This is a genomic window from Inquilinus sp. (assembly GCF_057815775.1).
In genome coordinates this window covers 1-22,318 of the sequence record NZ_JBYRFX010000601.1, presented here as the reverse complement: position 1 = coordinate 22,318, position 22,318 = coordinate 1, and the positions used below count along the sequence as shown (strand labels likewise).

20 protein-coding genes are annotated in these 22,318 nt (G+C 68.0%); 10 read left to right on the top strand and 10 right to left on the bottom strand.

Annotated elements, in window-relative coordinates; all coding sequences use genetic code 11:
* From AC3XYG_RS21135 to AC3XYG_RS21115, 5 genes are all read right to left on the bottom strand, one after another.
* Positions 1-1,226, bottom strand: a 1,226-nt coding sequence (locus AC3XYG_RS21135) for an aldehyde dehydrogenase family protein (protein ID WP_489141844.1), incomplete at its 3' end; no start/stop codon positions are given.
* Between the two features lie 39 nt (positions 1,227-1,265).
* Positions 1,266-2,270: an ABC transporter permease gene (locus AC3XYG_RS21130; protein WP_489141843.1), complete on the bottom strand. Its 1,005-nt coding sequence runs from the start codon at positions 2,268-2,270 to the stop codon at positions 1,266-1,268.
* Positions 2,267-3,850 (bottom strand): sugar ABC transporter ATP-binding protein, encoded by a 1,584-nt coding sequence (locus AC3XYG_RS21125; RefSeq protein ID WP_489141842.1) that lies wholly within the window; start codon positions 3,848-3,850, stop codon positions 2,267-2,269. The genes AC3XYG_RS21130 and AC3XYG_RS21125 overlap by 4 nt, the downstream gene beginning before the upstream one ends.
* Positions 3,847-4,938, bottom strand: a complete 1,092-nt coding sequence (locus AC3XYG_RS21120; RefSeq protein ID WP_489141841.1) for a sugar ABC transporter substrate-binding protein — start codon at positions 4,936-4,938, stop codon at positions 3,847-3,849. Before AC3XYG_RS21120 ends, AC3XYG_RS21125 begins: the two co-directional genes overlap by 4 nt.
* A 161-nt stretch (positions 4,939-5,099) precedes the next feature.
* Complete coding sequence (locus AC3XYG_RS21115) at positions 5,100-6,221, bottom strand: NADH:flavin oxidoreductase (protein WP_489141840.1); 1,122 nt, start codon at positions 6,219-6,221, stop codon at positions 5,100-5,102.
* A gap of 98 nt (positions 6,222-6,319) precedes the next feature.
* Here AC3XYG_RS21115 and AC3XYG_RS21110 point away from each other — a divergent pair, with 98 nt between their 5' ends.
* The 10 genes from AC3XYG_RS21110 to AC3XYG_RS21065 all read left to right on the top strand — a co-directional run bounded on the left by AC3XYG_RS21110 (position 6,320) and on the right by AC3XYG_RS21065 (position 16,651).
* A complete protein-coding gene (locus AC3XYG_RS21110; RefSeq protein WP_489141839.1) occupies positions 6,320-6,730 on the top strand; it encodes a winged helix-turn-helix transcriptional regulator in 411 nt (136 codons plus the stop codon).
* Between the two features lie 1,272 nt (positions 6,731-8,002).
* Positions 8,003-8,176 (top strand): hypothetical protein, encoded by a 174-nt coding sequence (locus tag AC3XYG_RS21105; protein ID WP_489141838.1) that lies wholly within the window; start codon positions 8,003-8,005, stop codon positions 8,174-8,176.
* A 158-nt stretch (positions 8,177-8,334) separates the two neighbouring features.
* Complete coding sequence (locus tag AC3XYG_RS21100; RefSeq protein ID WP_489141837.1) at positions 8,335-9,552, top strand: cytochrome P450; 1,218 nt, start codon at positions 8,335-8,337, stop codon at positions 9,550-9,552.
* A 77-nt stretch (positions 9,553-9,629) separates the two neighbouring features.
* Positions 9,630-10,652, top strand: coding sequence for a polyprenyl synthetase family protein (locus tag AC3XYG_RS21095; RefSeq protein WP_489141836.1), 1,023 nt, complete (start codon positions 9,630-9,632; stop codon positions 10,650-10,652).
* Positions 10,649-11,890, top strand: coding sequence for a styrene monooxygenase/indole monooxygenase family protein (locus AC3XYG_RS21090; protein WP_489141835.1), 1,242 nt, complete (start codon positions 10,649-10,651; stop codon positions 11,888-11,890). The genes AC3XYG_RS21095 and AC3XYG_RS21090 overlap by 4 nt, the downstream gene beginning before the upstream one ends.
* On the top strand, positions 11,887-13,128 hold the full coding sequence (locus AC3XYG_RS21085) for a PqqD family peptide modification chaperone (RefSeq protein ID WP_489141834.1): 1,242 nt from the start codon (positions 11,887-11,889) through the stop codon (positions 13,126-13,128). Before AC3XYG_RS21090 ends, AC3XYG_RS21085 begins: the two co-directional genes overlap by 4 nt.
* A 4-nt stretch (positions 13,129-13,132) precedes the next feature.
* A complete protein-coding gene (locus AC3XYG_RS21080) occupies positions 13,133-13,951 on the top strand; it encodes a methyltransferase domain-containing protein (protein ID WP_489141833.1) in 819 nt (272 codons plus the stop codon).
* Positions 13,952-14,000: 49 nt separating this feature from the next.
* Positions 14,001-14,885, top strand: coding sequence for an SAM-dependent methyltransferase (locus AC3XYG_RS21075; RefSeq protein WP_489141832.1), 885 nt, complete (start codon positions 14,001-14,003; stop codon positions 14,883-14,885).
* A gap of 5 nt (positions 14,886-14,890) precedes the next feature.
* The gene (locus tag AC3XYG_RS21070; RefSeq protein ID WP_489141831.1) at positions 14,891-16,186 is read left to right on the top strand and encodes a cytochrome P450; all 1,296 of its coding nucleotides are present in this window, start codon (positions 14,891-14,893) and stop codon (positions 16,184-16,186) included.
* A 12-nt stretch (positions 16,187-16,198) separates the two neighbouring features.
* Positions 16,199-16,651 carry a DUF2147 domain-containing protein gene (locus tag AC3XYG_RS21065; protein WP_489141830.1) on the top strand — a complete coding sequence of 151 codons (453 nt, stop codon included), beginning with the start codon at positions 16,199-16,201 and terminating at the stop codon, positions 16,649-16,651.
* A gap of 25 nt (positions 16,652-16,676) precedes the next feature.
* On the opposite strand, the gene AC3XYG_RS21060 is transcribed toward AC3XYG_RS21065, so the two are convergent.
* The 5 genes from AC3XYG_RS21060 to AC3XYG_RS21040 form a co-directional block, all read right to left on the bottom strand.
* Positions 16,677-17,462, bottom strand: a complete 786-nt coding sequence (locus AC3XYG_RS21060; protein ID WP_489141829.1) for an SDR family oxidoreductase — start codon at positions 17,460-17,462, stop codon at positions 16,677-16,679.
* 59 nt (positions 17,463-17,521) lie between these two features.
* Entirely contained in the window at positions 17,522-18,295 is a 774-nt protein-coding gene (locus AC3XYG_RS21055; protein ID WP_489141828.1) for an SDR family NAD(P)-dependent oxidoreductase, read from the bottom strand.
* Between the two features lie 11 nt (positions 18,296-18,306).
* A complete protein-coding gene (locus tag AC3XYG_RS21050; protein ID WP_489141827.1) occupies positions 18,307-19,644 on the bottom strand; it encodes a dihydroorotase in 1,338 nt (445 codons plus the stop codon).
* 22 nt (positions 19,645-19,666) lie between these two features.
* The gene (locus AC3XYG_RS21045; RefSeq protein ID WP_489141826.1) at positions 19,667-21,313 is read right to left on the bottom strand and encodes a thiamine pyrophosphate-requiring protein; all 1,647 of its coding nucleotides are present in this window, start codon (positions 21,311-21,313) and stop codon (positions 19,667-19,669) included.
* Positions 21,314-21,381: 68 nt separating this feature from the next.
* On the bottom strand, positions 21,382-22,318 hold a 937-nt coding region (locus AC3XYG_RS21040; RefSeq protein WP_489141825.1), incomplete at its 5' end, for an allantoinase PuuE.

Genomic DNA, 22,318 nt, shown 5'->3' with positions numbered 1-22,318 from the left:
TAGGGCGAATCGTTGGCGCTCTCGATCGCCTCGTCCAGATCGTCATACGGGGCGACGCCGACCACGGGGCCGAAGGTCTCGGCGTGCATCACCAGCATCTCCGGGGTGCAGTCGGCCAGCACCGTCGGCTCGTAGAAATACCCCGACGCACGATCGGCGGGGCGGCGGCCGCCGCAGCCGAGCCGGGCGCCCTTGGCCAAAGCGTCGCGCACATGCGCCTCCACCTTGGCGATGCCGGCGACGTTGGTCATCGGCCCAAGGTCCGCCGCGGGATCGGCCAGGCCGTCGCCGATGCGCAGCCGGCGCACCGCCGCGACCAGATCCTCGACGAAGCGGTCATAGAGCGGGCGATGCACATAGATGCGATTGATGGCGATGCAGACCTGGCCCATGTTGCGGAAGCCGCGCCGGGCCGCGCCCTTGACGGCGGCCGCCAGGTCGGCGCTGGGCGCCACCACCAGCGGGCAGGTGCCGCCGAGTTCCAGCGACACCGACTTGATGCCGCCCATGGTGCGGAAGATCTCCTCACCCACCGCCTGGGATCCGGTGAAGGCGATCTTGTCGATGCCGGGATGCGACACCAAGGCCTGGCCGGTGCGGCCGTCGCCGGTCACCAGATTGACCACGCCAGCCGGCACCCCGGCGGCATCAAGGCATTCGAAGATGCCGATGGCGGTCAGCGGCGTCCATTCCGAGGGCTTGACCACCAGCGTGCAGCCCGCCGCCAAGCCGGCACCCAGCTTCCAACCCACCAGCTCGGCCGGATAGTTCCAGGGCGCGATCGCCGCGGCCACGCCGATCGGCTCCTTCTCCACCAGGCTCAGATGCCCCGGCTCCTCGTTCGGCACGGTCTGGCCCAGGATGCGCACCGCCTCTTCCGCATAATAGGCGAAGGTCTTGGCCAGCTTGTCGACCTCGCCCAGCGCCTCGTTCAGCGGCTTGCCCTGCTCCGCGGTCATGGCGCGGCCGATCGCGTCGCGCCGCCGCGCCACCTGCCGGCCGATCTCGCGCAGGATTTCGGCCCGGGCGAACGGGCCCAGGTCGCGCCAGGCGGGGAAGGCCCGGCGGGCGGCGGCGACGGCCTGGTCGACATGCTCGGGGCCGGCCTGTGCCACCCGGGCGAGGACCGCCTCGGTCGCCGGGTTGACCACGTCGCGCCACTCCGTGACGCCCGCATCGGTCCAGCGGCCGTCGATATAGAAGGATTGCGGTTGGCCGGATGTCATCTCGTCTTCCTAGAAAAACTACATAGAGCGGCGGAGCCGTCAGCGGCCGGCGGACATCCGGACCCGGATGGCGTCGATCGCCACGGCGACGAAGATCATCAGGCCACCGATCATGCCGACATAGAAGGACGGGAAGCTGACCACCGCCAGCCCGGCCTGGATCACCGTCAGCAGCAGGACGCCGCCCAGCACGCCGACGACCGAACCGCGGCCGCCGAACACGCTGACCCCGCCGATGATCGGCGCGGCGATGGAGTAGAGGAGAGAGCCTTCGCCCTGGTGGGAGGTGATGGCCATCTGCCAGGACGCCAGCATGTAGCCGGCGACGCCGGCCAGCAGGCCGGACAGCGTGAAGGCGATGATCTTGACCCGGCCGACCCGGATGCCGGCCGCAGCCGCCGCCGCGGCGTTGCCGCCGACGGCATAGATGCTGCGGCCCAGCACGGTGCGGCGCAGCATGATGGCGACCGCGATCATCGCCACCACCAGGACCACGGGCATGATCGGCCAGGTGGCGATCGTCGCCTGACCGATCCAGGTGTAGGCGTCCGGCATGTCGGACAGGGTGTTGCCCTGGGTCACCGCGAGCAGCGCGCCCTGCAGGATGATCATCATCGCCAGGGTCTCGATCAGCGAGACCATACGCAGCCGGGTCACGCACAGCCCGTTGAAGGCGCCGACCGCCGCGCCGACGGCGACGCCCGCCAGCATCCCCACCCACCACGGCAGGCCGGCGCTGATGACCATGGCGCCGACGACGGAGGAGAAGCCCATGTTGGAGGAGATCGACAGGTCGATCTCCGCCACCAGCAGCGGCAGCGAGATGGCGAGCGCCAGCAGGCCCAGCACGGTCGCCTGGACCATGATGTTCTGCATGTTGTTGATGGTGAAGAAATACGGGTTGAACACCCCGAAGATCACGACCAGCCCCAGCAGCCACAGCCAGACGACGTTCTGCAGCAGCCAGCGCAGCGCCGTCGCGCCGCCGGGCCGGGTGGGGGCAACCGCCTTCGCGGTGCCGAGCGAGGAGGTTCCGTCGGTCATGGCTGTCGGATCTCTTCTTTCCGTTCGCCGCCACCACGGTCGAAGGCGGCCGCGCGCAGCCGCTCCTTGGTGATCTCGGATCCCGCCAGGGTTTCGACGATGCGACCTTCGGCGAACACGCAGACGCGGTCGACCAGCCGGACCATCTCGTCCAGATCGGTGGTGACCACCACGACGCTGGTGCCCGCGGTGGTGAGCTGGTCGATCAGCCGGTGGACGTCTTCCTTGACGCCGACATCGATCCCGCGGGTCGGCTCGTCGAGGATCAGCAGCTTCGGGTCGGTGGCGATCACCCGTCCCAGGCAGACCTTCTGCTGGTTGCCGCCGCTCAGCTGGTCGGCCAGCGTCTCCAGCCCGGGCGCCTTGATCCCCATGCGCTCGAAGAAGCCGCGGGCCGTCTTTTCTTCCCGCCCCGCATCGATCCAGCCATGCCGCGACAGGCGGCCGAGGCTGGACAGCACGATGTTGTCGCGGATCGAGCGGATGCCGACGAGGCCGTCGCGGCGCCGGTCGTCGGAGAGATAGGCGATGCCATTCGCGAAGGCCACCTTCGGGTCGGGCGGCACCGGGATGGTGCCGCTGGGCATGACGATGCGGCCCGCGCGCAGCGGCCGCAGCCCGAACAGGCCCTGGGCGCATTCCCGGGCGCCGGACCCCGGCAGCCCGGCGAAGCCCACGATCTCGCCGGGTTCGATGGCGAATTCGGCGACGTCGACGCCACGCCCGAGAAGCCCCTGGCAGCGGATGGCCCGTGCCGTCGGCGACGATTCCGGCGGGCGCCGGCGCCGATGGAACAGGGCCAGGTCGCGCCCCAGCACCATTTCGGACAGCCGGTCGGAATCGAGGTCCTGAAGCGCGCTGCTTTCGCCCGCCAGTTCCCCGTCGCGCAGGACGGAGACGGCGTCGCAGATCTCCAGGATCTCCTCATTGTAGTGCGAGATGAAGACGAAGGTGACGCCCTGCTGCCTCAGCTCATGCATGAAGTCGAACAGCTGCCGCCGGTCGCTCACCGTCAGCGAGGTGGTCGGCTCGTCCAGGATGATGACGCGGCCGCCGCTGTGTAGGGCCCGCAGGATGTTCAGCTTGCGCCGCGCCACCGCGCCCAACGTGCCGGCCGGCGCCTGGGGGGCGATGCCGGTGCCCTCCAGGATCCGTGTCGCCTCGCGGCGGAGGCGACCCCGGTCGACGAAGCCGCGCGATGCCGGCCAGCGGCCGAGCATCAGGTTCTCCTCCACGCTCAGCGGCTCGACGATCATCGGCTCCTGGGTGACCAGGAAGACGCCCGCCTCCTCCATGCTGCGGACGTCGTACCCGGCCATCGGCCTGTCCCCCAGCCAGATCTGGCCGCTGGTCGGCGCCTGCAGGCCGGCGATCAGGCTGACCAGCGTGCTCTTGCCGGCGCCGTTCTCGCCCAGGAGACCGTGGATGCTGCCGCCCCGGATCGACAGCGACACGCCTTTCAGCGCCCGGACTGCGCCGTAGGTCTTCACCAACCGCTCGGCCCGCAGGATCACCCCGGCATCCCCACCGGGCGATGCCGGCGGCGGGCCGGCGTGCGTGGCGACGGGAGTCAGGCTCACTTGTAGCGCAGCCCCCAGTCGTTGTAGGCGATATTGCCCCACATGCGCTTGTCGTCGACATTGCTGCCGTCGATGACGAAGGGCGCGATGACGATCGACGGTCCGGTGGCGGAATCGACGATCGTCGCCCGCTCCCAGTAATACTTGCTGTTCTCATAGGAGCCGAGCGGCACGGCCTCGCTCTTCAGCGAATGCTTGGCCAGCATCTCGACCGTGATCTCGGCATAGGCGATCGGATCCTGCGCGACGCAAGCGTCCATGTAGCCGTCCTTGATCCACTGATGGGCGATCGGCTCGCCGTCGATGTTGACGAAGATCACATGCCCCTGCTCGCCGACCTTCTTCCAGCGGCTCTTCTGCTGCAGCGCGGTGACGATGCCGCGCGAGGGGGTGTCGCTCGGGGCGTGGACAGCGTCCAGCTCGGGCACTTCGGACAGCGTCGCCAGCGTGACCGACTGCATCTTGTCGATGCGGCCTTCGGTCGGCCGGCTGTACAGCTTCACGTCGGGGTATTTCTGCATGGTGGCCTCGAAGCCCTCCTTGCGGAGCCGCCAGGCGACACTCTGCAGCGCGCCATAGCAGTTCAGCACGTTGCCCTTGGCCGATCCGTACCGGGCCGTGAGCAGCTTGACGATCTGCTCCGCGGCCATGACGCCGCCCTGGTGATTGTCGAAATCGACCGTGATGGCGACCTGGCCGTCCAGGGCCGGGGTGTCGATGATGCCGACCGGAATCTTCTTGGCGTTGTAGCGCTTGATGGCGCTGGCGATGGCCTGACTGTCGATCGGGTCGGAGATGATGGCCGCCGGGTTCTTCAGCAGCAGGTTCTGCCACTGCGCGAGCTGCTGGGTGTTGTCGAAATTGGCGTTGACCGCCTGGAACTCCCAGCCCTGCGCCTCGACCGCGCGCTTGACCCCTTCTTCCTGGGCCGCGAAGAAATAGTAGTCGAGGCTCTTGTTGCTGTAGGGGACGAACGGCTTCGCCTGGGCCAGCGCGCCGCTGGTGCGGGCCATGGCCAGGCCGGCGGCGGAGACGCCGGCAGCCTTCAGGAATCCTCGACGATTTGTCCGGAAAAAATCAGCCGACATTGATATCCTCCCTTGGGGACAGTAGCCCGCTCACCGTCTTGGTGGACGATTGTAGTTTATCTACGTAGTTTTTCTAGATATCGAGGCGCTGTCAAGCCCCAGGCTGCAAAACCGATGCCGACAACCCGGCGGCGGCCTTGTGGTGCCGCCGCCGGAATCCGTCAGGCAAGCTCGGCCATGGCAGAAACGTCGAAGTCCCGCAGGGCGTCCGAGTCGCCCGTGCGCACCTTCGCCGCCCAATGCGGATCGTTGAGGAGCGCACGCCCGACCGCGACCAGGTCGAACTCGTCACGCTCCATCCGCTCGATCAGCCGGTCCAGGCGCGCCGTCGGCGAGCCCTCTCCGCTGAATGCGGCCATGAAGTCTCCCGACAGCCCGACCGAGCCGACGCTGATCGTCGTGGCCCCGGTCAGCGTCTTCGCCCATCCCGCGAAATTAAGGCCGTGCTCGCCATCGATCTCGGGGAACTCCGGCTCCCAGAAGCGGCGCTGCGAGCAATGTAGCACATCCGCGCCGGCGTCGACCAATGGCCGGAGCCAGGCGGCCATCTCATCGGGCGTTTCCGCCAGACGGGCGGCGAAATCCTGCTGCTTCCATTGGCTGAGCCGGATGATGATCGGGAAGTCGGGCCCGACCGCGGCGCGCACCGCCGTGACGATCTCGGCAGCGAAGCGCGACCGCTCGCCGATGCTGGCACCGCCATAGCGGTCCCCGCGACGGTTGGTACCCGCCCAGAAATACTGGTCGATCAGATAGCCATGGGCGCCGTGCAGCTCGACCGTGTCGAAGCCGAGCCTTTTGGCCTCGGCCGCCGCCTTGGCGAAGGCCGCGATCGTGTCGGCGATCGCCGCATCGCTCATCGCGACGCCGCGTTCCACACCGGGTGCATCGAGGCCGGACGGGCTCTCGACCGGGGCGTCGGCCGCCCAGTCGGTCTGGAAGCTCTTGACCGCGCCGGTGTGCCACAGCTGGGGGCCCATCCGGCCGCCGGCGCCATGCACCTGGTCGATCACGCCCTGCCAGCCGGCAAGGGCGGCGGCGCCATGAAAAAAGGGAACGCCGGGATCATTGCGCGACGCCGGGCGATCCACCGCCGTTCCTTCGGACAGGATCAGGCCGACGCCCCCTTCGGCGCGCCGGCGATAATAGGTGGCATTGGCCGGGCCGGGCACACCGCCGGGGGCGAGGGAGCGTGTCATCGGCGCCATCACGATCCGGTTCGGCAACACGAGCGATCCCAGCTTGAGGGGACGGAACAGGACATCGGGGGAGGAGGTGACCATGCAAAGCAGCTCCATTGTCGAAGGAGCTGGATAGGTATACATCGTAAACCTAGCGTCAATTACGCACCTGAAATCGCCTAGGTATCATCGAGGAAACCATGTCCTGTGAACGCCAGCGCTTCGCAGTCGATTGCCCCAGTCGCCTGCTGTTCGATCAGATCGCGGACAAATGGTCGATGATGGTCCTCACGGTGCTCGACCCCGGGGCGATGCGCTTCAATGCGGTCAAGCGCCAGCTTGAAGGGGTGACGCAGAAGGCGCTCACCCAATGCCTGCGGCGGCTCGAGCGCAACGGACTGGTATCGCGGCGCGTGATCCCCATCTCGCCGGTCGCGGTGGAGTATGAGATCACCCCGCTCGGCCGTTCGCTGCAGCAGCCGTTCAAGGCGCTGTACGCCTGGACGCTCGAACATCTCGACGAGGTCGATGAGGCGCGTGAGATCTTCGATGCGCGCGGCCTGGCGAGTTCCGGAGGGGCCGTCCGGACATCCATCCCGACACCCTCCTGACTCTGCTGGCCGACGCCTGCCGGACCGACCCCTGACGTGGAGCACGCAGTGGATCCTGGCCGAGGCCTATGTGGCGCTCGGGCTCGAGGTCGCCGACCTGTTCGACACCATTCCGGTCCCTCCCAAACATCTCTTCGACCCGCCAAACTGGCGCGGCTTTGGCAGATGGCCTGCGGCAAGACCGGACACGACCGCTCTGCGATCTTCTCATCGGGTCTGTCCGGACCCAACCGAATGGCGGAACCGCGGCGCTCGCTTCGGCGTTCACCCGGCATCGCCGTCAGATCCTGATGGTCGATGCCGTGACAGCATTGGCACCCGCACCGGCCAACCGGTGATCCGGGCACGGAAATGCCGGCTGGTGATCCGGGCCCCGCTCCGGTCCTGACACTGCAGCCTTCGACGCCGCCTCACCGCGCATCCCCAAAAGTTTCGGAAATTGTCGCTAAAGTTCCATGCGTGCGACGAATAGCAGAATTCGCCAAGCGCATTTGGCCAACCCTACGATTAGGGAAACAATGCCTGACAAATAGAAACGATGCTGGGCAACCAGCCGGGGGTGCCTGCCAGAAATTCACCAGCGGATCTGGAAGCGAACGCCGATCAATCAGCCAGATAATTCTGGAATAGACGACTGCCAGGATGTGGGTCGGTATTGGCCATGTGCTGGGCAATGCCATCACGACATCAGCCGTTGTGCAGTAATGCTGATCGCGGCAATGGGACATAGATCCCATTATTAATTTTTTATGTCGGCGGCCAATCGGCCGGGCCGGGCGGGCCAGCCATGGCCTTCGCAGGCGGCTGTGTTGCCTGCCGGCCGACAGCCGGCGTTTCCGAGGCAAGCCGGATCGGAAAGGAGCGCGCCGTTGCGCCAGCCAAAACGTCGAAAGGAGCAAGCGCATCGATATCTGCCGCCGGGCCTGAGGCGTCCCATGCCTTAGGCAGGCACCGACCGGCCACACGGACCCGGGGATGGTTTCCCCGGCCGACCGCCATCTCATGACGAGATCCTGCCTTTGCCCATCACGGGTCAGAGGACGATGATCTTTTTAAAAAAGAAATGATGAATAAATATGAAGATTTATCACTACAAAATGCAGATGAACTCCCTATTTCCCGATATTCATGATGACTATAATAATAAAATTAAAATCGATATTAGGCATTGACCAGACTCAATTGCCCCTGATACCAATTTTGTCAGCGCAAAAAACAAATGTTTACCTTGCGCTGCTTGCCTACAATCACTTCAACACTTGGAGAATTGTCATGTCGAATCAGATGAAGATCGAAAACGAGATGACCGAAGTCGCAATCCGGCAGGTCGAGGCCGCGGCCGAAACCGCTGTTTTCGACAACCTCTCCGACGAGGAACTCGAGGCCCGCATCAGCAAAGAGCATTGCAACAATTGGGGCGGCTGCGGCGCGAACGCCTACTGCTGATGACCTGAAGCGGCTGGCAGCACACCTCAATCCGTTGGGGTGTGCTGCCACCCGCCGCTGCGGGCAAAGTGTCCGGAAATACTCCATCCAATCCGGTCGAAGACTTCCGCCTTCGTCCAATGATTCTGCATATCCAATCATCAATGGATGTCACAGCAATGGGGACACCGCGCCAACTCAATGCCCCCTTTCTGCTTGAGCTTTTGAGCGGACAGTTGGGTGACATCTACCCCCGCTACGCCAACCTCCGGCGAATGGGCGCCATGCTGCGGGACGCGAGCGGAATCATCGTCGTGACGCGGCATCGCGAAGTCGCGCAGATCATCGCCGACCCCGCCTTCGCGTTCGTCGGCCCGCAGACCTTCCCGGCCGCAGGGACCGAACAGCGGGCACGGCTGGATGCGTCCGGCTTTTTCGATCTTCTGATGTTCCGCAGCGGGAGCGAGCATCGACAGGCCCGGCGAGTCCTGTCGGAATTGTTTTCCTTCAATCGGATCGGCCGCATCCGCAGCGCCGTCGAGGAGATGGCGACGGGCCTGGCACGGCAGCTGGACGGCAGCCTCGCCTTCGATTTCATCCCAGCCGTCGCGTCCACGTTGCCTGCCAGGATGCTCGTCGAGCTGATCGGATTGCAGGCGGCCGAAATTTCGACGCTCGTCGCCAGGTCCCGCGCAATGACCGGGTTGATCACGGCCATGCCCCTGGCCGGCGACGCCCTCTCCGACAGCATTGCGGCGTTCGAGACCCTCTGCGCCTGGCTGGATCTGCGCCTCACCGATCCGGCGCGCGGCGGCCTCCATCCCTTCAGCGACCAGCTGCGGGCCTTGTCCACGGAGGCGCGGCAATCGATCGTCGCCGATCTGCTCGTGCTGCTCGTGACCGGCTACGACACATCGAGGGCGATGCTCGGCAACGCCGCCGCGGCCCTGATCGCGCATCCCGAGGCCGCCGGGCAGCTGGCGGCAGAGCCCGCCCTGACGCCCCGCGCGGTCGAGGAATTGATCCGCTACGACACGGTCGGGCAGATCGTCTTCCGCCATGCGATCGAGGACACGTCCGTCGGCGAACATCCCGTCGCCCGCGGCGAGATGCTGGCGCTGCTGATCGGGTCGGCCAATCGCGACGAGGCGGCGTTCGATCATCCCGACCGGCTGGATTTCGCCCGCAGCAAGGGACGTCCCCTGTCGTTCGGGATCGGGCCACATGCCTGCATCGGCGCCGCGGTCGCGAAGATCCAGCTGGCCGCGTTCCTGAATGCCTTCGCGCCCTGTCTTTCCCGTGCCGTGGCCGACGGCCCGCTGCCGAGGGCGCGGCAGCACGGGCTGGTGCGCGGCCATGACAGCCTGGTTCTGCGCATGTCCGCCCGTGCGGCGTAGAGGAGATGCGGGGACGGCGCCCAGGCCTTCCCGTGATGCCGGGTCTTCACCCATCGGCGATAGAGGATGATACCAGAATGCCGGATATCGCACTCCCACCCACACCCGCACCCGCTCAGGCCTGGCTCTCCAACCATGCTAGGTGCGGCGAAGCCGAAGCCTTCGCCGCCATCGACCGCTTTGCCCCGACACCGTCGCAGGCCGGCCTGCTCAAAACGATCCTGCAAAGCACGCTGGATCGCGGCGGCATGGATGGGGGTGTCTGCCGTATGGCCCTCCAGCTTCCAGTTCTGGTCCATTTCGGCATCCGCGGCACACCCGATGCCGCCGTCCATCAGCTGGCCGCCGCGCTGACGCTGCTCGAGGCGGGGATCTATACGCTCGATCACATCATGGACATGGAGGTCGAGGGGGCGCTGGCCGAGCTGCCGCGGGGAGCGCTGCTGCTCGGGGCCGTCTGCCTGATCTCCCACCTGCCGAACCAAGTCCTGCTGGCGTTGCCCCTGGACCCGGCGGTGACCGCCGCCCTCGCCCGCCAACTGGCCGACGGTCTTGCCAGAATCGGCGCCGGCCAGCTGGAAGACATCGCGGCCTCCACCCTGGGAATCACCTCCAGCGACGCGGTCGAGCACGCCGTCATCATGAAGACCGGCGAGCGGCGCGCGCTGTTCACCACCATGGCGGCGACACTGGCAGGCGGCACCCCGGCGCAGGTCGAGGCCTATGCCGATTTCGGTCGCGCGCTCGGCATCGCCCGCCAGCTCCGGTCCGATCTCGTGGATCTCTTCGGCCAGCAGCCCAGCCGCGACCTGGCGTCCCGGGTGCTGACCCTGCCGCTTATCCTCTATCTCGAACGAGAAGACCGGGGCGGCGTGGAGGACATGCGGCGGCTGCTGGACTGTGCCGGCCAGCGACAGGATGTGCAGCGCCAGGTCTGCGATCGTTTGCGCGACTCCGGCATCATGCGCCAGGTGCTCATCCGGATCGAACACCAGTGCCGGACAGCGCTGGACAGGCTCGACCTGGTGCAGCCGGTCCAGCAGGCCGGCGCCCTGCTGCGTGACCTCGCGCTCTCCGCCTCCGTCGCGACCGCGCGATGACGGCGGGACCCGGCACGGACAGTGTCGCAGGACGCAGCCGCACGATCACGATCGTCGGGGGCGGCCAGGCGGGGCTGATGCTGGCCATCGGGCTGCGCCGGGCCGGCCACGCGGTGCGGCTGGTGCAGGACCGGCCGGCCGCCGCCATCGCCGGCGGGCGGGTGCTGTCGAGCCAATGCATGTTCGCGACGGCCCTGGCTGAGGAACGGGCGCTCGGCCTCGACCTCTGGTCCGGCGAGGCGCCGCAGATCGACGGCATCCGCATTCAGGCCCTGGCGCCGCCCGGCGCGCCTGGCCCGGGACTATCGTTCACAGGCCGGCTTCGAGCCCCTGCCGTCTCGGTCGACCAGCGCCTGAAGTTCCCGGCATGGCTGGACCTGTTCGAAAGGATCGGCGGCACGATCGAGATCGCCACCGCCGACATCGACCTGCTCGAGCGCTGCGCCAGGGACAGCGAACTCGTCGTCGTGACCGCCGGCAAGGGTCCGCTGTCCGGACTGTTTCCGCTGAATGCACGATGGTCGCCCTTCACCCAGCCGATGCGGGCCCTGGCGATGGTCTATCTGCGCGGCGGCGATGCGCCGGAGGGCCCGGCCTGCGTCACCTCGACGGGGGTGCCCGGGGCGGGCGGCATCATGCGCTTCCCGGCCCTCACCCATGGCGGGCCATGCGAGATCCTGTTGTTCGAGGCCGTGATCGGCGGCCCGCTCGACATCGGCCGTCCCGGCATGACCGCCGATGAGCAATGGACGGCCATGCATTCGGCAATGGCCCAGGTGCTGCCCCGGGAAGCCGAACGGCTGGCGGCGGGCCGGCCGACGGATGGCCAGGCCGGACTGGCCGGGCGCATCACCCCGGCCGTGCGTCATGCGGTCGGCCGCCTGCCCTCCGATCGTCGCATCCTCGGCCTCGGTGACGCCGTCGTCCTTAACGACCCTCTGGTCGGCCAGGGGGCGAACAACGCGGCCAGGATGGCGGCCCTCGCCCTCCAGGCGATCCAGCGCCACGGCTCCCGGCCATTCGACGAGACCTGGGCGGAGGATCTGGCCGCCGCGGTCTGGAGGCGCGTGCGGGCCGCGACGATCTGGACCAATATGAACCTGCAGCCGCCATCGTCGCATGTGATGGATGTCTTGCGGCGGGCGACGGCTGACCAGGTCCTGGCCGACCGCTATGCCCAGGGCTTCGACGAGCCGTCGACGATCCTGCCCCTGTTGCTCGACCGGGAGGCGGCATGACCGCGATCCCGGACGAGGTCCTTCTCACCGCCTCGCCGCTGCGGGCTCCGGGCACGGAACTGCACTGGCGCCATGACGGCAGCCGCCGCAGCCCGATTCTCAAGAACCGCAGGCAGGGCCGCTATCATCGGCTGTCATCGGGCAGCGCCTGGATCTGGTCGCTGTGCGACGGCCGGCGCAGCGTCGCCGCGATCGCCGAGCACATCGCAGCCCGCGGCGGTCCGCCGGACACGGCGAAAATCGTCGCCTCCGTGCGCCGGCTGGCGGCGGACGGGCTGGTGGAGGGCGTGGAGATCGCGCCGCCGCCGCGCACCGTGGACGAGCACGGCTTCGCCGCGGCCTGCCGCCGCCTTCTGACATGGCGCGTCGCGTTCCCGCGGGCCGACGCGTCGCTGGCCTGGCTCTACCGCCATGCCGGCTTCATCGCCTTCACCCGTGCGGTCCGGGGGCTGCTCCTCGCCCTCATCGCCCTCGGCCTGGTCGCCTTCGTGGCGATGTGGCAATCCCAGCCCAATCCGTTCGCCACCCTGTCGGGCCGGTGGGTGTGGTTCCTGCCCGTGTTCTTCTATGGCTGCATGCTGCTGCACGAGATGGGCCACGCCATGGCGACCAAGCATTTCGGGCGCGAGGTCATCGGCGTCGGCTTCGGCTGGTTCTGGATCGGCCCGTTCTTCTTCGTCGACACCTCCGACATGTGGCTGGCCGGCAGGCGCGAGCGGATCCTGGTGAGCCTCGCTGGGGCGATCTCGGACCTCGTCATGGCCGGCGCCTGCATGGTCGTCGCCCTGGTCGCCGCCCCGCCAGTCTCGGCGATGGCCTTCGCCATGGCGGCGGCCCTGTACCTCATCGTGCTGGGCAACATGTCGCCCCTGCTCGAATACGATGGCTATTACGCGCTCGCCGACCTTCTCGACCGGCCGAACCTGCGCCGCCAATCCCTGGGCCATCTCTTCGGGATCCTGCGCCAGCGCCCGATCCCGTGGCGCGACGTCGGGCGGGACAGGGTCGCCTCAACCTACGCCATCGGGTCACTGATCTACATGGTGGTCCTTCTGACGATGAACGCCTGGTTCAACCACGCTTTCTTCAGCGGCCTGTTCCAGGGCGAGTCGGGCTGGTGGCCGGGCATCCTGGCCTGGGGGATCACCCTGGGCCTGCTCTCGATCTTCCTGGTCGGTCTGGTCGGCGACATCCTGCGCCTCGCACGGCCGCCACAGACGCCCGACAAGGGAAAGTGAGCTCATGGTCACCCCGCAATTCGATGCCGTCGACGCGACCGATCCAGCCGCCGCGGCCGCCTTTCTGGATCTGGCGCTGTCCTTGCCGTCGGTCGAGCACTGGAAGCGCTTCAGCCACGATCTGCTCGCAATTGCCGATGGCGACCGGGTCCTGGACATCGGCTGCGGCACCGGATCCGATGCCATGGCCCTGGCGCGCCGGGTCGGGGCCGGCGGGCAGGTGGTCGGCGTCGATCTCAGCCACGCCCTGGTGGCGATCGCCCAGGCCCGGGCCGCGCCGCTGGGCCTGCCGGTCACGTTCCGGCAGGCCGACATCCACGACCTGCCCTTCGTCGACGGTGCCTTCGACTGCACCCGGATCGACCGGCTGCTGCACTTCCTGCCGGATCCCGGCAAGGCCCTGCGGGAAGCGGCCCGGGTCACCGCCCCCGGCGGCCGGATAGTGGTCACCGAACCCGACTGGACCAGCCTGACCGTTGCCGGCGCCGATCCCGACCTGGCGGCCGTGATGCTGACGTCAGGCACCGAGCAGGCAGCCCCGGGCGCCCGGATCGGATCTGTCCTGCCCCGGCTCCTGGCCCAGGCCGGGTTGCAGCCGACCGGGCATCATGCCTCGATGCTGGATCTCCGGGACTATGCCACCGCCGCCACGCTGTTCGGCCTGGAAGCCCTTGCCGCCCGCGCCGTCGGTACCGGCCGGGTCGAGGCCAAGACGGCGGTCCGGTGGCTGCGATCCCTGCAGCAGGCGTCAGCCCGCGGAACCTTCCGCTGCACCCTGGCCGGCGTCATCGCCGCCGCTTCACGCCCGGCAAATGGCCCTTAGCCTTAGGGACGGCGCTTCACCCTCCGCACCCATGCAATGGGGACGGTCCATGGATACGATGGTTTCCGATCACGAACGCAGCGTCATCGACTTTTACAAAGACAGGACGGATGAGTTCTATCTGAAGAGATGGGACAGCGAGGATATTCATTTCGGAGCCTTCCTCCCGGGCGAGACCATCGACATCGCGCACTATGCCGCCGGCGATCAGGAGGTTCTGCGGCGCGGCATCCGGAGAATGACGGAACTCATCACGGCCCCTGCCGACATCCGCTCGACCGATTTCGTCGTCGATGCCGGCTGCGGGGTCGGCGGGACGGCCCTGTATCTGGCAAGAACCTATGGCTGCAAGGTGCTGGGACTCAATATATCCCGCCATCAGATCGATATCGCCCGGACCAAGGCGGCGGAAGCGGGTCTCGACCATCTCATCCGCTTCGACTACGCCGACTGTTCGAAGCGGCTGCCGGTGGCAGATGACTCCGCGGACGTCATCGTCAACATTGAAAGCGCCTGCCACTACAGCAATCGAGAGTCCTTTGTCGGCGAATGCGCGCGAATTCTGCGCGAGAACGGCAGAATCGTCGCCCAGGACCTGATTTCGAAGGATGGGTTCGATCGGAGCGAGATGATATCGGCGGCCTGCAAGGCATGGGCCATGCATTTCCCGCTCGAGACACAGATGTCGTATCGCAGCCTTCTGGAGAAGCATGGATTTGTCGTCGGTGAGCTCAGCGAAATCGAAGGCTTCATGCCGACCGTCGATCTCATGCATCAAAGCGCAGTCTATTTCCGGAACGCCCTGGCGGCGGGGGCCAGGCTGACGGAGGATGAAATGCTGTGGTTGCAGCAATTCGAGACGATGGCAGGCGCATCCTATGCCGGCCATCTGACCCTGCTGCAGTATTCCGCCGTTCGCGCCGCAGCGGCATAGGCATCATGGGATCCGGGGCCGCCTCTCCACGCATCCCGCCGGGAATCGCCGCCGAACTCGTCGACCCGTCGGCCTATGCCGACGGGCGCGTCCAGGACCGCTACCGATGGCTGCGGACCCACATGCCGCTGGGCGTGGCCGAGCGCGACGGCTTCGACCCGTTCTGGGTCGTGACGCGCCATGCGGATATTCTCGCCGTCAGTTCCCAGAACCAGGTCTTCCACAGCGGTGACCGCCCCACGGCCCTGAGCGGCCGCGTCTTCAGCGACGGCTTGCAGCGTCTCAACGGCGGCAGCCCACACCTGATCCGTTCGCTGATCGAGATGGACACGCCGGACCACACGAAGTACCGGGCGCTCACCCAGGCCTGGTTCAAGCCGGCCAATCTGCAGCGCGTCGAAGCCCAGACCCGGGATGTCGCGCGCGCCGCGGTCGATGCCCTGGCCGCGCATGGCGGGCGCTGCGATGCCGTGACCGCCCTGTCGGAAGGCTATCCGCTGCGCATCATCATGCGGATCCTGGGCCTGCCCGATGACGACGAACCATTGATCCTGCGCCTGACCCGGCAGATGTTCGGCGCCTCGGATCCGGAGACCGCACGCCCGTTCGACCCGAGCGACGCGGCGCGATATCCCCTGGGGCCCCTCCCCGCCGTGATCGCGGATTTCGCCCGCTATTTCCGCGCGGTCCGTGCGGACCGCCAGGCCCATCCGCGCGACGATCTGGCGACCGTGATCGCCTGCGCGCAGATCGATGGCGAGCCGATCCCGGATCTGGAGGCGATGAGCTATTACACGATCTTCGCCACGGCAGGCCACCACACGGCATCGTTCGCGATCGCCGGGGCTCTCCAGGCGCTGGCGGAGAGTCCCGACGATCTTGCCCGGGTCAGGGCGGACATGTCGCTGATCCCCGATCTGGTCAACGAGGCGTTGCGCTGGACGACGCCCGCCAAGACGTTCATGCGCTCCGCCACCATCGATACCCAGCTCGGCGGCCATGCCATCGCCCGGGGCGACTGGCTGATGCTGTGCTACGCCTCCGGCAACCGCGACGAGGCTGTCTTCGAGGCCCCCGACCGCTTCAGGCTGGATCGCAGGCCCAACCGGCATCTGTCCTTCGGCTATGGCCCCCATATGTGCCTGGGCCAGCACCTGGCGAAGCTGGAAATGCGCATCCTGTTCGAGGAACTGCTCCCCCGCCTCGCGTCGGTCGAGCCCGATGGCAGGGCGGAGCTGCTGCAATCCTGGTTCGTCAATGGCCTGAAATCCCTGCCTCTGCGCTTCACCCTCACCCCTTGAATGGGAACGCCCATGGCCTTCCGCAGCGCCGTCTTCGCTACCGGTCTCGCCGCGCTCCTCGCCGGCCCTGCCGCCTTCGCCGCCGATGGCGGGATCAAGGGGTTCTGGCGCACCGGCGACGGCCTCTCGGTGATCGAGATCACCGACTGCACCACCGGCATCTGCGGCCGTGTCGCGGCCATGCCGCCCGACGCCAACGCCACCGACCTGAACAATCCGGATGACAGCAAGCACAGCCGTGCCCTGTGCAAGCTGGCGATCCTGTACGACCTCACCCAGACCTCCGGCACGGCGTGGGAGCACGGCAAGATCTACGACGCGAGGAGCGGCAACACCTATGGCGCCGACATGAAGCTGACCGGCCCTGATACGCTCGACCTGCGCGGCTATGTGGACACGCCCATGCTCGGCCGCACTGACACCTGGACGCGGCAGCAGCCGGGCAGCTTCAAGCCCTGCGGGTGACCTGAGCGATCGTGGTTTCGGCCCCTCAGATGCTGGGGACCAGCCCGCCATCGATGCGGATGACGCTGCCGGTGATGTAGGCGGCCCGCGCGCTGGCCAGGAACGCCACCGCATCGGCGTATTCCTGCGGGTCGCCATACCGTCCGACCGGGATCGAAGCCGTGCTTTCGGCGGCGACATCCGCCACGCTGCGGCCCTCGCGCTTGGCCTTCTGCTCATCCAGGAAGGCAATGCGCGGCGTGGCGATGCGGCCGGGCAGGATGATGTTCGCCGTGATGCCGTCGCGCCCGACCTCCCGGGCCAGGGTCTTCGACCAGCCGAGCAGCGACGACCTCAGCGTGTTCGACAGGCCGAGATTGGGGATCGGCGCCACCACGCCCGACGAGGTCGAGGTGATGATGCGTCCCCATTTCGCCGCCCTCATCGCGGGCAGCACACGATCGGTAATGGCGATCACCGGCAGGACCATGGAGCCGAAGAAGCGCTGCCAGGTCGCGGCGTCCTGGCCGGCGACCGGCGTCGGCGCCGGCCCGCCCGTGTTGTTCACCAGCACGTCCACCGGGCCGAACCGGCTTTCGATCGCCTTGAGATGGCCGTCGATCAGCCCGAGGTCGGCTAGGTCCCATTCCAGCACCATCGCCGTCGCCCCGGCGGCGGTGATGGCGTCGGCGGTCGCCTGCGCCGCATCACGGTCGAGATCGGCGACCGCGACCTTCGCCCCCTCGCCCGCCAGCGTCCGGGCGATGGCGCCGCCGAGCCCGCCGCCGGCGCCGAACACCAGGGCGGTCTTGCCGTTCAGTCCGAGATCCATGGAATCCACCTTGCTCCGTCAACCGGCCGGCAGGCCGGGATTGGTTGAGAATTTGCGGCTCAGCCCGCCATCCAGCCGCCATCGACCATCAGGTTGGTGCCGGTGATGTAGGTCGCCATGTCGCTGGCCAGGAACAGCGCCGCGCCGGCGACGTCGTCCGGCGTCCCGAGCCGGGGCCAGGGCGTCCGGCCGCGGGAATAGTCGAGCGCGTCGGGGTCATTGGCGATGCCGGGCTTGCCGGTGATGATCTTGCCCGGCGCGATCGCGTTGCAGACGATCAAATCCGCCGCATCGTCGACCGCGACCTGGCGGGTCATCTGCACGATGCCGCCATTGCTGACGGAATAGGGCAGGTCGCCCGGGCAGGCGATCATGCCATGCTGCGAGGAGATGTTGATGATGCGGCCGCGTACGTTCCGGACCGGGTCCTGGCCGCGCATCTGCATCACCGCCCGCTTCGAGCACAGGAAGAAACCGGTGAGGTTGACGCCGATCACCCGGTTCCACTGCTCGATCGACGTCTCCAGCAGGTTGGTCGAGGTGTAGATCGCGGCGTTGTTGACGATCACGTCCAGCCGCCCGAACCGCTGCACCGTGGCGGCGACCAGGGCATCGACCGCATCCCAGTCCGAGATGTCGGTCGGCACAGGCATCGCCGTGCCCCCGGCCGCTTCGATCAGCGCCAGCGTGGTCTCGCCGCCCTCAATGGGGGCTTCGGTCAGGTCGGCCAGGACGACGGCCGCCCCTTCCGCGGCATAGCGCAGGGCAATGGCGCGGCCGAGGCCGGAGCTGGCGCCGGTCACGATGGCGACCTTGGATTGCAGCAAGGACATCGGATTTCCCCTCAGGCTTCGCGGCTGACGACAACGCCGCCGCCGGCGGCCGTGAGCCGGCCGTCGCGCATGATCTCCCGCCCCCGCAGGAACACTCGGGTGAGCCGGGCCGTCGCCTGCCAGCCGTCGAACGGCGTGTAGCCGGCGCGCGAGGCCTGGCCGGCATCGGCGATGACACTGGTCTGGCGCGGATCGATAACCAGGATGTCCGCGTCATGGCCGGGTGCGACCGCGCCCTTGCGCCGGCTGAGGCCGAAGCGCTGCGCCGGGTTGCGGGCGCACAGGCGCACCACATCGCACAGGCCGATGACACCGTCATCGACCAGCGTCAGCATGACAGGCAGCAGCGTCTGCAGCCCCGGCATGCCGCCCGGAATGTCGGCGAAGGCAGGATAGGCGGCCGCCTTTTCGGCGGCGCTGTGCGGGGCGTGATCGGTGGCGACGATGTCGATCGACCCGTCCCGCAGGGCGGCGCGCAGGGCATCGACATCATCCCGGCCGCGCAGCGGCGGCGACCCTTTCAGCCTGGCGCCCTGCGTCTCGTAGTCGGCGGCGGTGAAGACCAGGTTCTGCGGCGTGGTTTCCACCGTCGCATCGGCCAGATCGCGCAGGCGCCACCAGGTGGCCAAGCCGAGGGCGGAGTTGACCTGCCGGACATGGATGCGCGCCCCGGTCGACGCCGCGGCCAGCACCGCCCGGGCCACGCCGCCGGCTTCTGCCAAGGGCGGCCGGCTGGCCAGGAAGGCGGCGATGTCCCCGCCCCTGTCCCGCGCTGCGCTGCCCAGCAGGATCGATTGGTCGCCCGGCGACACGCCGACCAGCGTGTCCAGGCCGGCAAAGCGCTGCAGCACCTGGGCCACGGCATCCATGGTCGGGAACAGGAACGCGTCCGGGACATCGGCGATGAAGAGCTCGAACGAGACCGGTGCCAGCGCCCGCAGATCTTCGAGCCCACTGAAATCATGACCGAGGACGACCTGGAAGCCGACATCGACATGGATGCGGCCGGCGGCCAGCGCCGCCTTGGCCGCGAGCTGCGTTGCCGTCGCCGTCCAGGGATCGTCGGTCGGCATATCCAGGACGGTCGTGACTCCGCCGAGCGCGGCCGCCCGGGTGCCGCTGTCGAAATCCTCCTTCCAGGTCAGACCGGGTTCGCGCAGATGGGCATGGGCGTCGACCAGGCCGGGCAGCAGATAGCTGCCGCTCGCATCGATCCTCTCCCGCGCCGTGGCGGCCCCGCCCGGCGGCAGCAGGGCGGCGATGCGGCCGCCGGCGATCGCCACCTCGGCCCGCACCTCGCCATCGGCGTCGACCACGGTGCCGCCGGTGATCAGCGTGTCGAAATTCATGAGCCCTCCCCCCGCACCGCCGTCAGCCCAGGCCCGGAAGCCGCGGCTCCTCATGGGTCACCACCTCGATCAGCGCGGCTTGACCGTCGGCGACCCGCGCCAGCCCGCGCAGCAGCGCCGGGCGCAGGGCGCGCGGGTCGGTGACGCATTCGCCGTAGCCGCCCAGCGCCTGGCCGATCGGCGCATAGCCGCCGGACATCCGGTTGGCGCCGTATTTCGTCGTCGCCACTGGCATGCTGGCGGCGTATCCGCCCATCACCCCGTTGCGCAGGACGATGGTCAGGATCGGCAGGTTGCAGCGGATCGCCGTCTCGAAATCGATGCCGACCATGCCGAAGGCCGCCTCGCCCATCAGGTTGACGACGGTGGCATCGGGCCGGGCCAGCTTGGCGCCAAGGGCGAAGCCGAGGCCGCTGCCCAGCTGGGTGGTCTTGCCCCAGCCGATATAGCCGCCCGGCACCGTGGCCTCGTAGAACGGGCTGAACTGGTCGCGCGGGTTGCCGGCATCATGGGTGACGATCGTCTTGGCCGGATCGACGGCCTGCATGACCTCCCACACCACGCGATAGGGTGAGATCGGCGCCGTGTCCGCGGTCAGCAGCGGCATCCATCGGTCCATGAACGCAGCCCGCAGCCGGCGGATCGCGTCGGCGAGGCCCGGGCGTTCGGGCAGCGCAGGCCGCAGGTCCCGAACCTGGGCGATGATCTGCCGCAAGGCCGACCTGACATCGCCGACCACGCCCTGGGCGACGGGATAATCCTTGCCGATGTCGGCCTCATCCAACGTCACCTGCAGCAGCGTCTTGCCAGGCGGGATCGGCAGGATGTAGTGCGACCGCGTCAGGCTGGTGCCCAGCGCCAGGATGACGTCGGCCTCTGCCATGAAGTGATCGACCGTCGCCGGCCGCGCCCGCCCGGCGGTGCCAAGCGCCAGCGGATGGTTTTCGGGAAAGCCGCTCTTGCCGTTCGGTGTCGTCATCACCGGGATGCGGAACAGCTCGGCGAACGCCACCAGCTCCTGGGTTGCCCTGGCCGCCAGCACACCCTGCCCGGCCAGCACCACCGGGGCCTTCGCCGCCAGCAGCCGGCCGACCAGCTCCGCGATCTCGCCTGCATCCGCCTGCGGCACGCTGCGGCGCGGCCGCTGGTATTCCGACGCCGGATGAAGCGTTTCGGCCAGCAGGTCGACAGGCAGTTCCAGCAGCACCGGTGCCGGCCGGCCGTTGCGCACCCGCGAGATCGCCGCATGCATCAGCTTCGGCAGATCCTCCACCCGCGCCGCCGCCTCGCACCATTTGGTGACGTGGCGGAAGTTGCGCTGCGCCTCGAAATTCGGTGTCACCGCTTCCGCCCCGCGGGGATAGCCAGTCGGCAGGAACAGGATCGGCGCGCGGTCGTTGAAGGCCTGCGCGATGCCACCGAACGCGCTTTCCGCCCCCGGCCCGTATTGCACGGTGACGACGGCGAGGTCGTCCCCGGCCGAGGCCCGGGCGTAGCCTTCCGCGACATTGACCGCGACCCGCTGGGTGCGGGTGATGACAGGCGGGATGTCCAGCGCCGCCGCGGCGTCGAACAGCTCGCTGTGCGGAAAGCCGATGATGTGCTTCACCCCCTCATGCTTGAGGATCGATGCGACGACCTGCGCACCGCTCATGGGCTTGCCCCACATGGTGTGTGGTTCCTTCGAAGCTTGCTGCGGTCCTTGCCGTCCCGCGGGAATGGCGTCGGCCCGGGCGGTCAGGCCCCGGCCTGGGTTGCGATCCAGTGCCGGGCGATGTCCTCGCGGCGCATGAAGCCCGCGCCCGGCGTGCGCTGCACATGGTCGATCACGTCACGCAGGCCCGAGGCGCGATTGGGCTGCCCGGTCCAGCGGGCATGCACCCCGATCGTCAGCATCCGGCCGCCCGTCTCCTCCGCCTCGGCCAGCAGGTAATCGATGGCGGAGCGACAATCCTCGGCGAAGTCGCGCGGGTTGGAATAGCCGGGCGCGATCAGGTAGCGGGTGTCGTTCAGCGTCTTGGAATAGGGCACGACCAGGATCCGGCTGCCGTCATGGTCCAGAAAATACGGCAGGTCGTCGTTGCAGGCGTCGGAGGTGTAGAGGAACCCGCCCTCGCGCACGATCAGGTCGCGGGTGTTGACGCTGGGGAAGGACCGGCTGTTCCAGCCGGGCGGCCGGCTGCCCGTCAGCTTCGTGTACAGCCCCAGGGCCTCGTGCAGCTGCCGTTCCTCCTCCGCACGATCCATGGTCGAGAACTCGGTCCAGCGCAGGCCGTGGCCGAGCAGGTCGTGGCCGCGCGCCTTCATCCAGTCGACAACGGCCGGGTTGCGCTCCAGCGCCACGGCACAGGCCGAGACGGTGACCGGAATGCCGGTACGATCGAACAGCCGCGCCAGGCGCCAGACGCCGGCCCGGCTGCCATATTCGAAATGCGTCTCCGTGCCGAGATCGCGCACCGGCGGGCTGCTGGGCAGGTTGTATTCGCCCCAATTGTCATTGCGACCGTCATCCAGCCAGGAATATTCCGCGCCTTCCTCATAGTTGAGGACCAGGTTGATCGCGACCTTCACGCCGCCCGGCCAGGTCACCCTGGGCGGGTTGGGGCCGTAGCCGACGAAGTCGCGCGGCTGATGCTCGGTCAGCGGCTGGCGGACACCGTTCTCCATCATCGCG

Excerpts from the sequence above, each read along its gene's own strand:
- AC3XYG_RS21085 (WP_489141834.1), top strand. The coding sequence starts at position 11,887 with ATGACCGCGATCCCGGACGAGGTCCTTCTCACCGCCTCGCCGCTGCGG.
- AC3XYG_RS21105 (WP_489141838.1), top strand. The coding sequence starts at position 8,003 with ATGTCGAATCAGATGAAGATCGAAAACGAGATGACCGAAGTCGCAATC.
- AC3XYG_RS21115 (WP_489141840.1), bottom strand. The coding sequence starts at position 6,221 with ATGGTCACCTCCTCCCCCGATGTCCTGTTCCGTCCCCTCAAGCTGGGA.
- AC3XYG_RS21080 (WP_489141833.1), top strand. The coding sequence starts at position 13,133 with ATGGTCACCCCGCAATTCGATGCCGTCGACGCGACCGATCCAGCCGCC.
- AC3XYG_RS21055 (WP_489141828.1), bottom strand. The coding sequence starts at position 18,295 with ATGTCCTTGCTGCAATCCAAGGTCGCCATCGTGACCGGCGCCAGCTCC.
- AC3XYG_RS21095 (WP_489141836.1), top strand. The coding sequence starts at position 9,630 with ATGCCGGATATCGCACTCCCACCCACACCCGCACCCGCTCAGGCCTGG.
- AC3XYG_RS21090 (WP_489141835.1), top strand. The coding sequence starts at position 10,649 with ATGACGGCGGGACCCGGCACGGACAGTGTCGCAGGACGCAGCCGCACG.
- AC3XYG_RS21130 (WP_489141843.1), bottom strand. The coding sequence starts at position 2,270 with ATGACCGACGGAACCTCCTCGCTCGGCACCGCGAAGGCGGTTGCCCCC.
- AC3XYG_RS21045 (WP_489141826.1), bottom strand. The coding sequence starts at position 21,313 with ATGTGGGGCAAGCCCATGAGCGGTGCGCAGGTCGTCGCATCGATCCTC.
- AC3XYG_RS21120 (WP_489141841.1), bottom strand. The coding sequence starts at position 4,938 with ATGTCGGCTGATTTTTTCCGGACAAATCGTCGAGGATTCCTGAAGGCT.
- AC3XYG_RS21110 (WP_489141839.1), top strand. The coding sequence starts at position 6,320 with ATGTCCTGTGAACGCCAGCGCTTCGCAGTCGATTGCCCCAGTCGCCTG.
- AC3XYG_RS21075 (WP_489141832.1), top strand. The coding sequence starts at position 14,001 with ATGGATACGATGGTTTCCGATCACGAACGCAGCGTCATCGACTTTTAC.
- AC3XYG_RS21100 (WP_489141837.1), top strand. The coding sequence starts at position 8,335 with ATGGGGACACCGCGCCAACTCAATGCCCCCTTTCTGCTTGAGCTTTTG.
- AC3XYG_RS21060 (WP_489141829.1), bottom strand. The coding sequence starts at position 17,462 with ATGGATCTCGGACTGAACGGCAAGACCGCCCTGGTGTTCGGCGCCGGC.
- AC3XYG_RS21070 (WP_489141831.1), top strand. The coding sequence starts at position 14,891 with ATGGGATCCGGGGCCGCCTCTCCACGCATCCCGCCGGGAATCGCCGCC.
- AC3XYG_RS21065 (WP_489141830.1), top strand. The coding sequence starts at position 16,199 with ATGGCCTTCCGCAGCGCCGTCTTCGCTACCGGTCTCGCCGCGCTCCTC.
- AC3XYG_RS21050 (WP_489141827.1), bottom strand. The coding sequence starts at position 19,644 with ATGAATTTCGACACGCTGATCACCGGCGGCACCGTGGTCGACGCCGAT.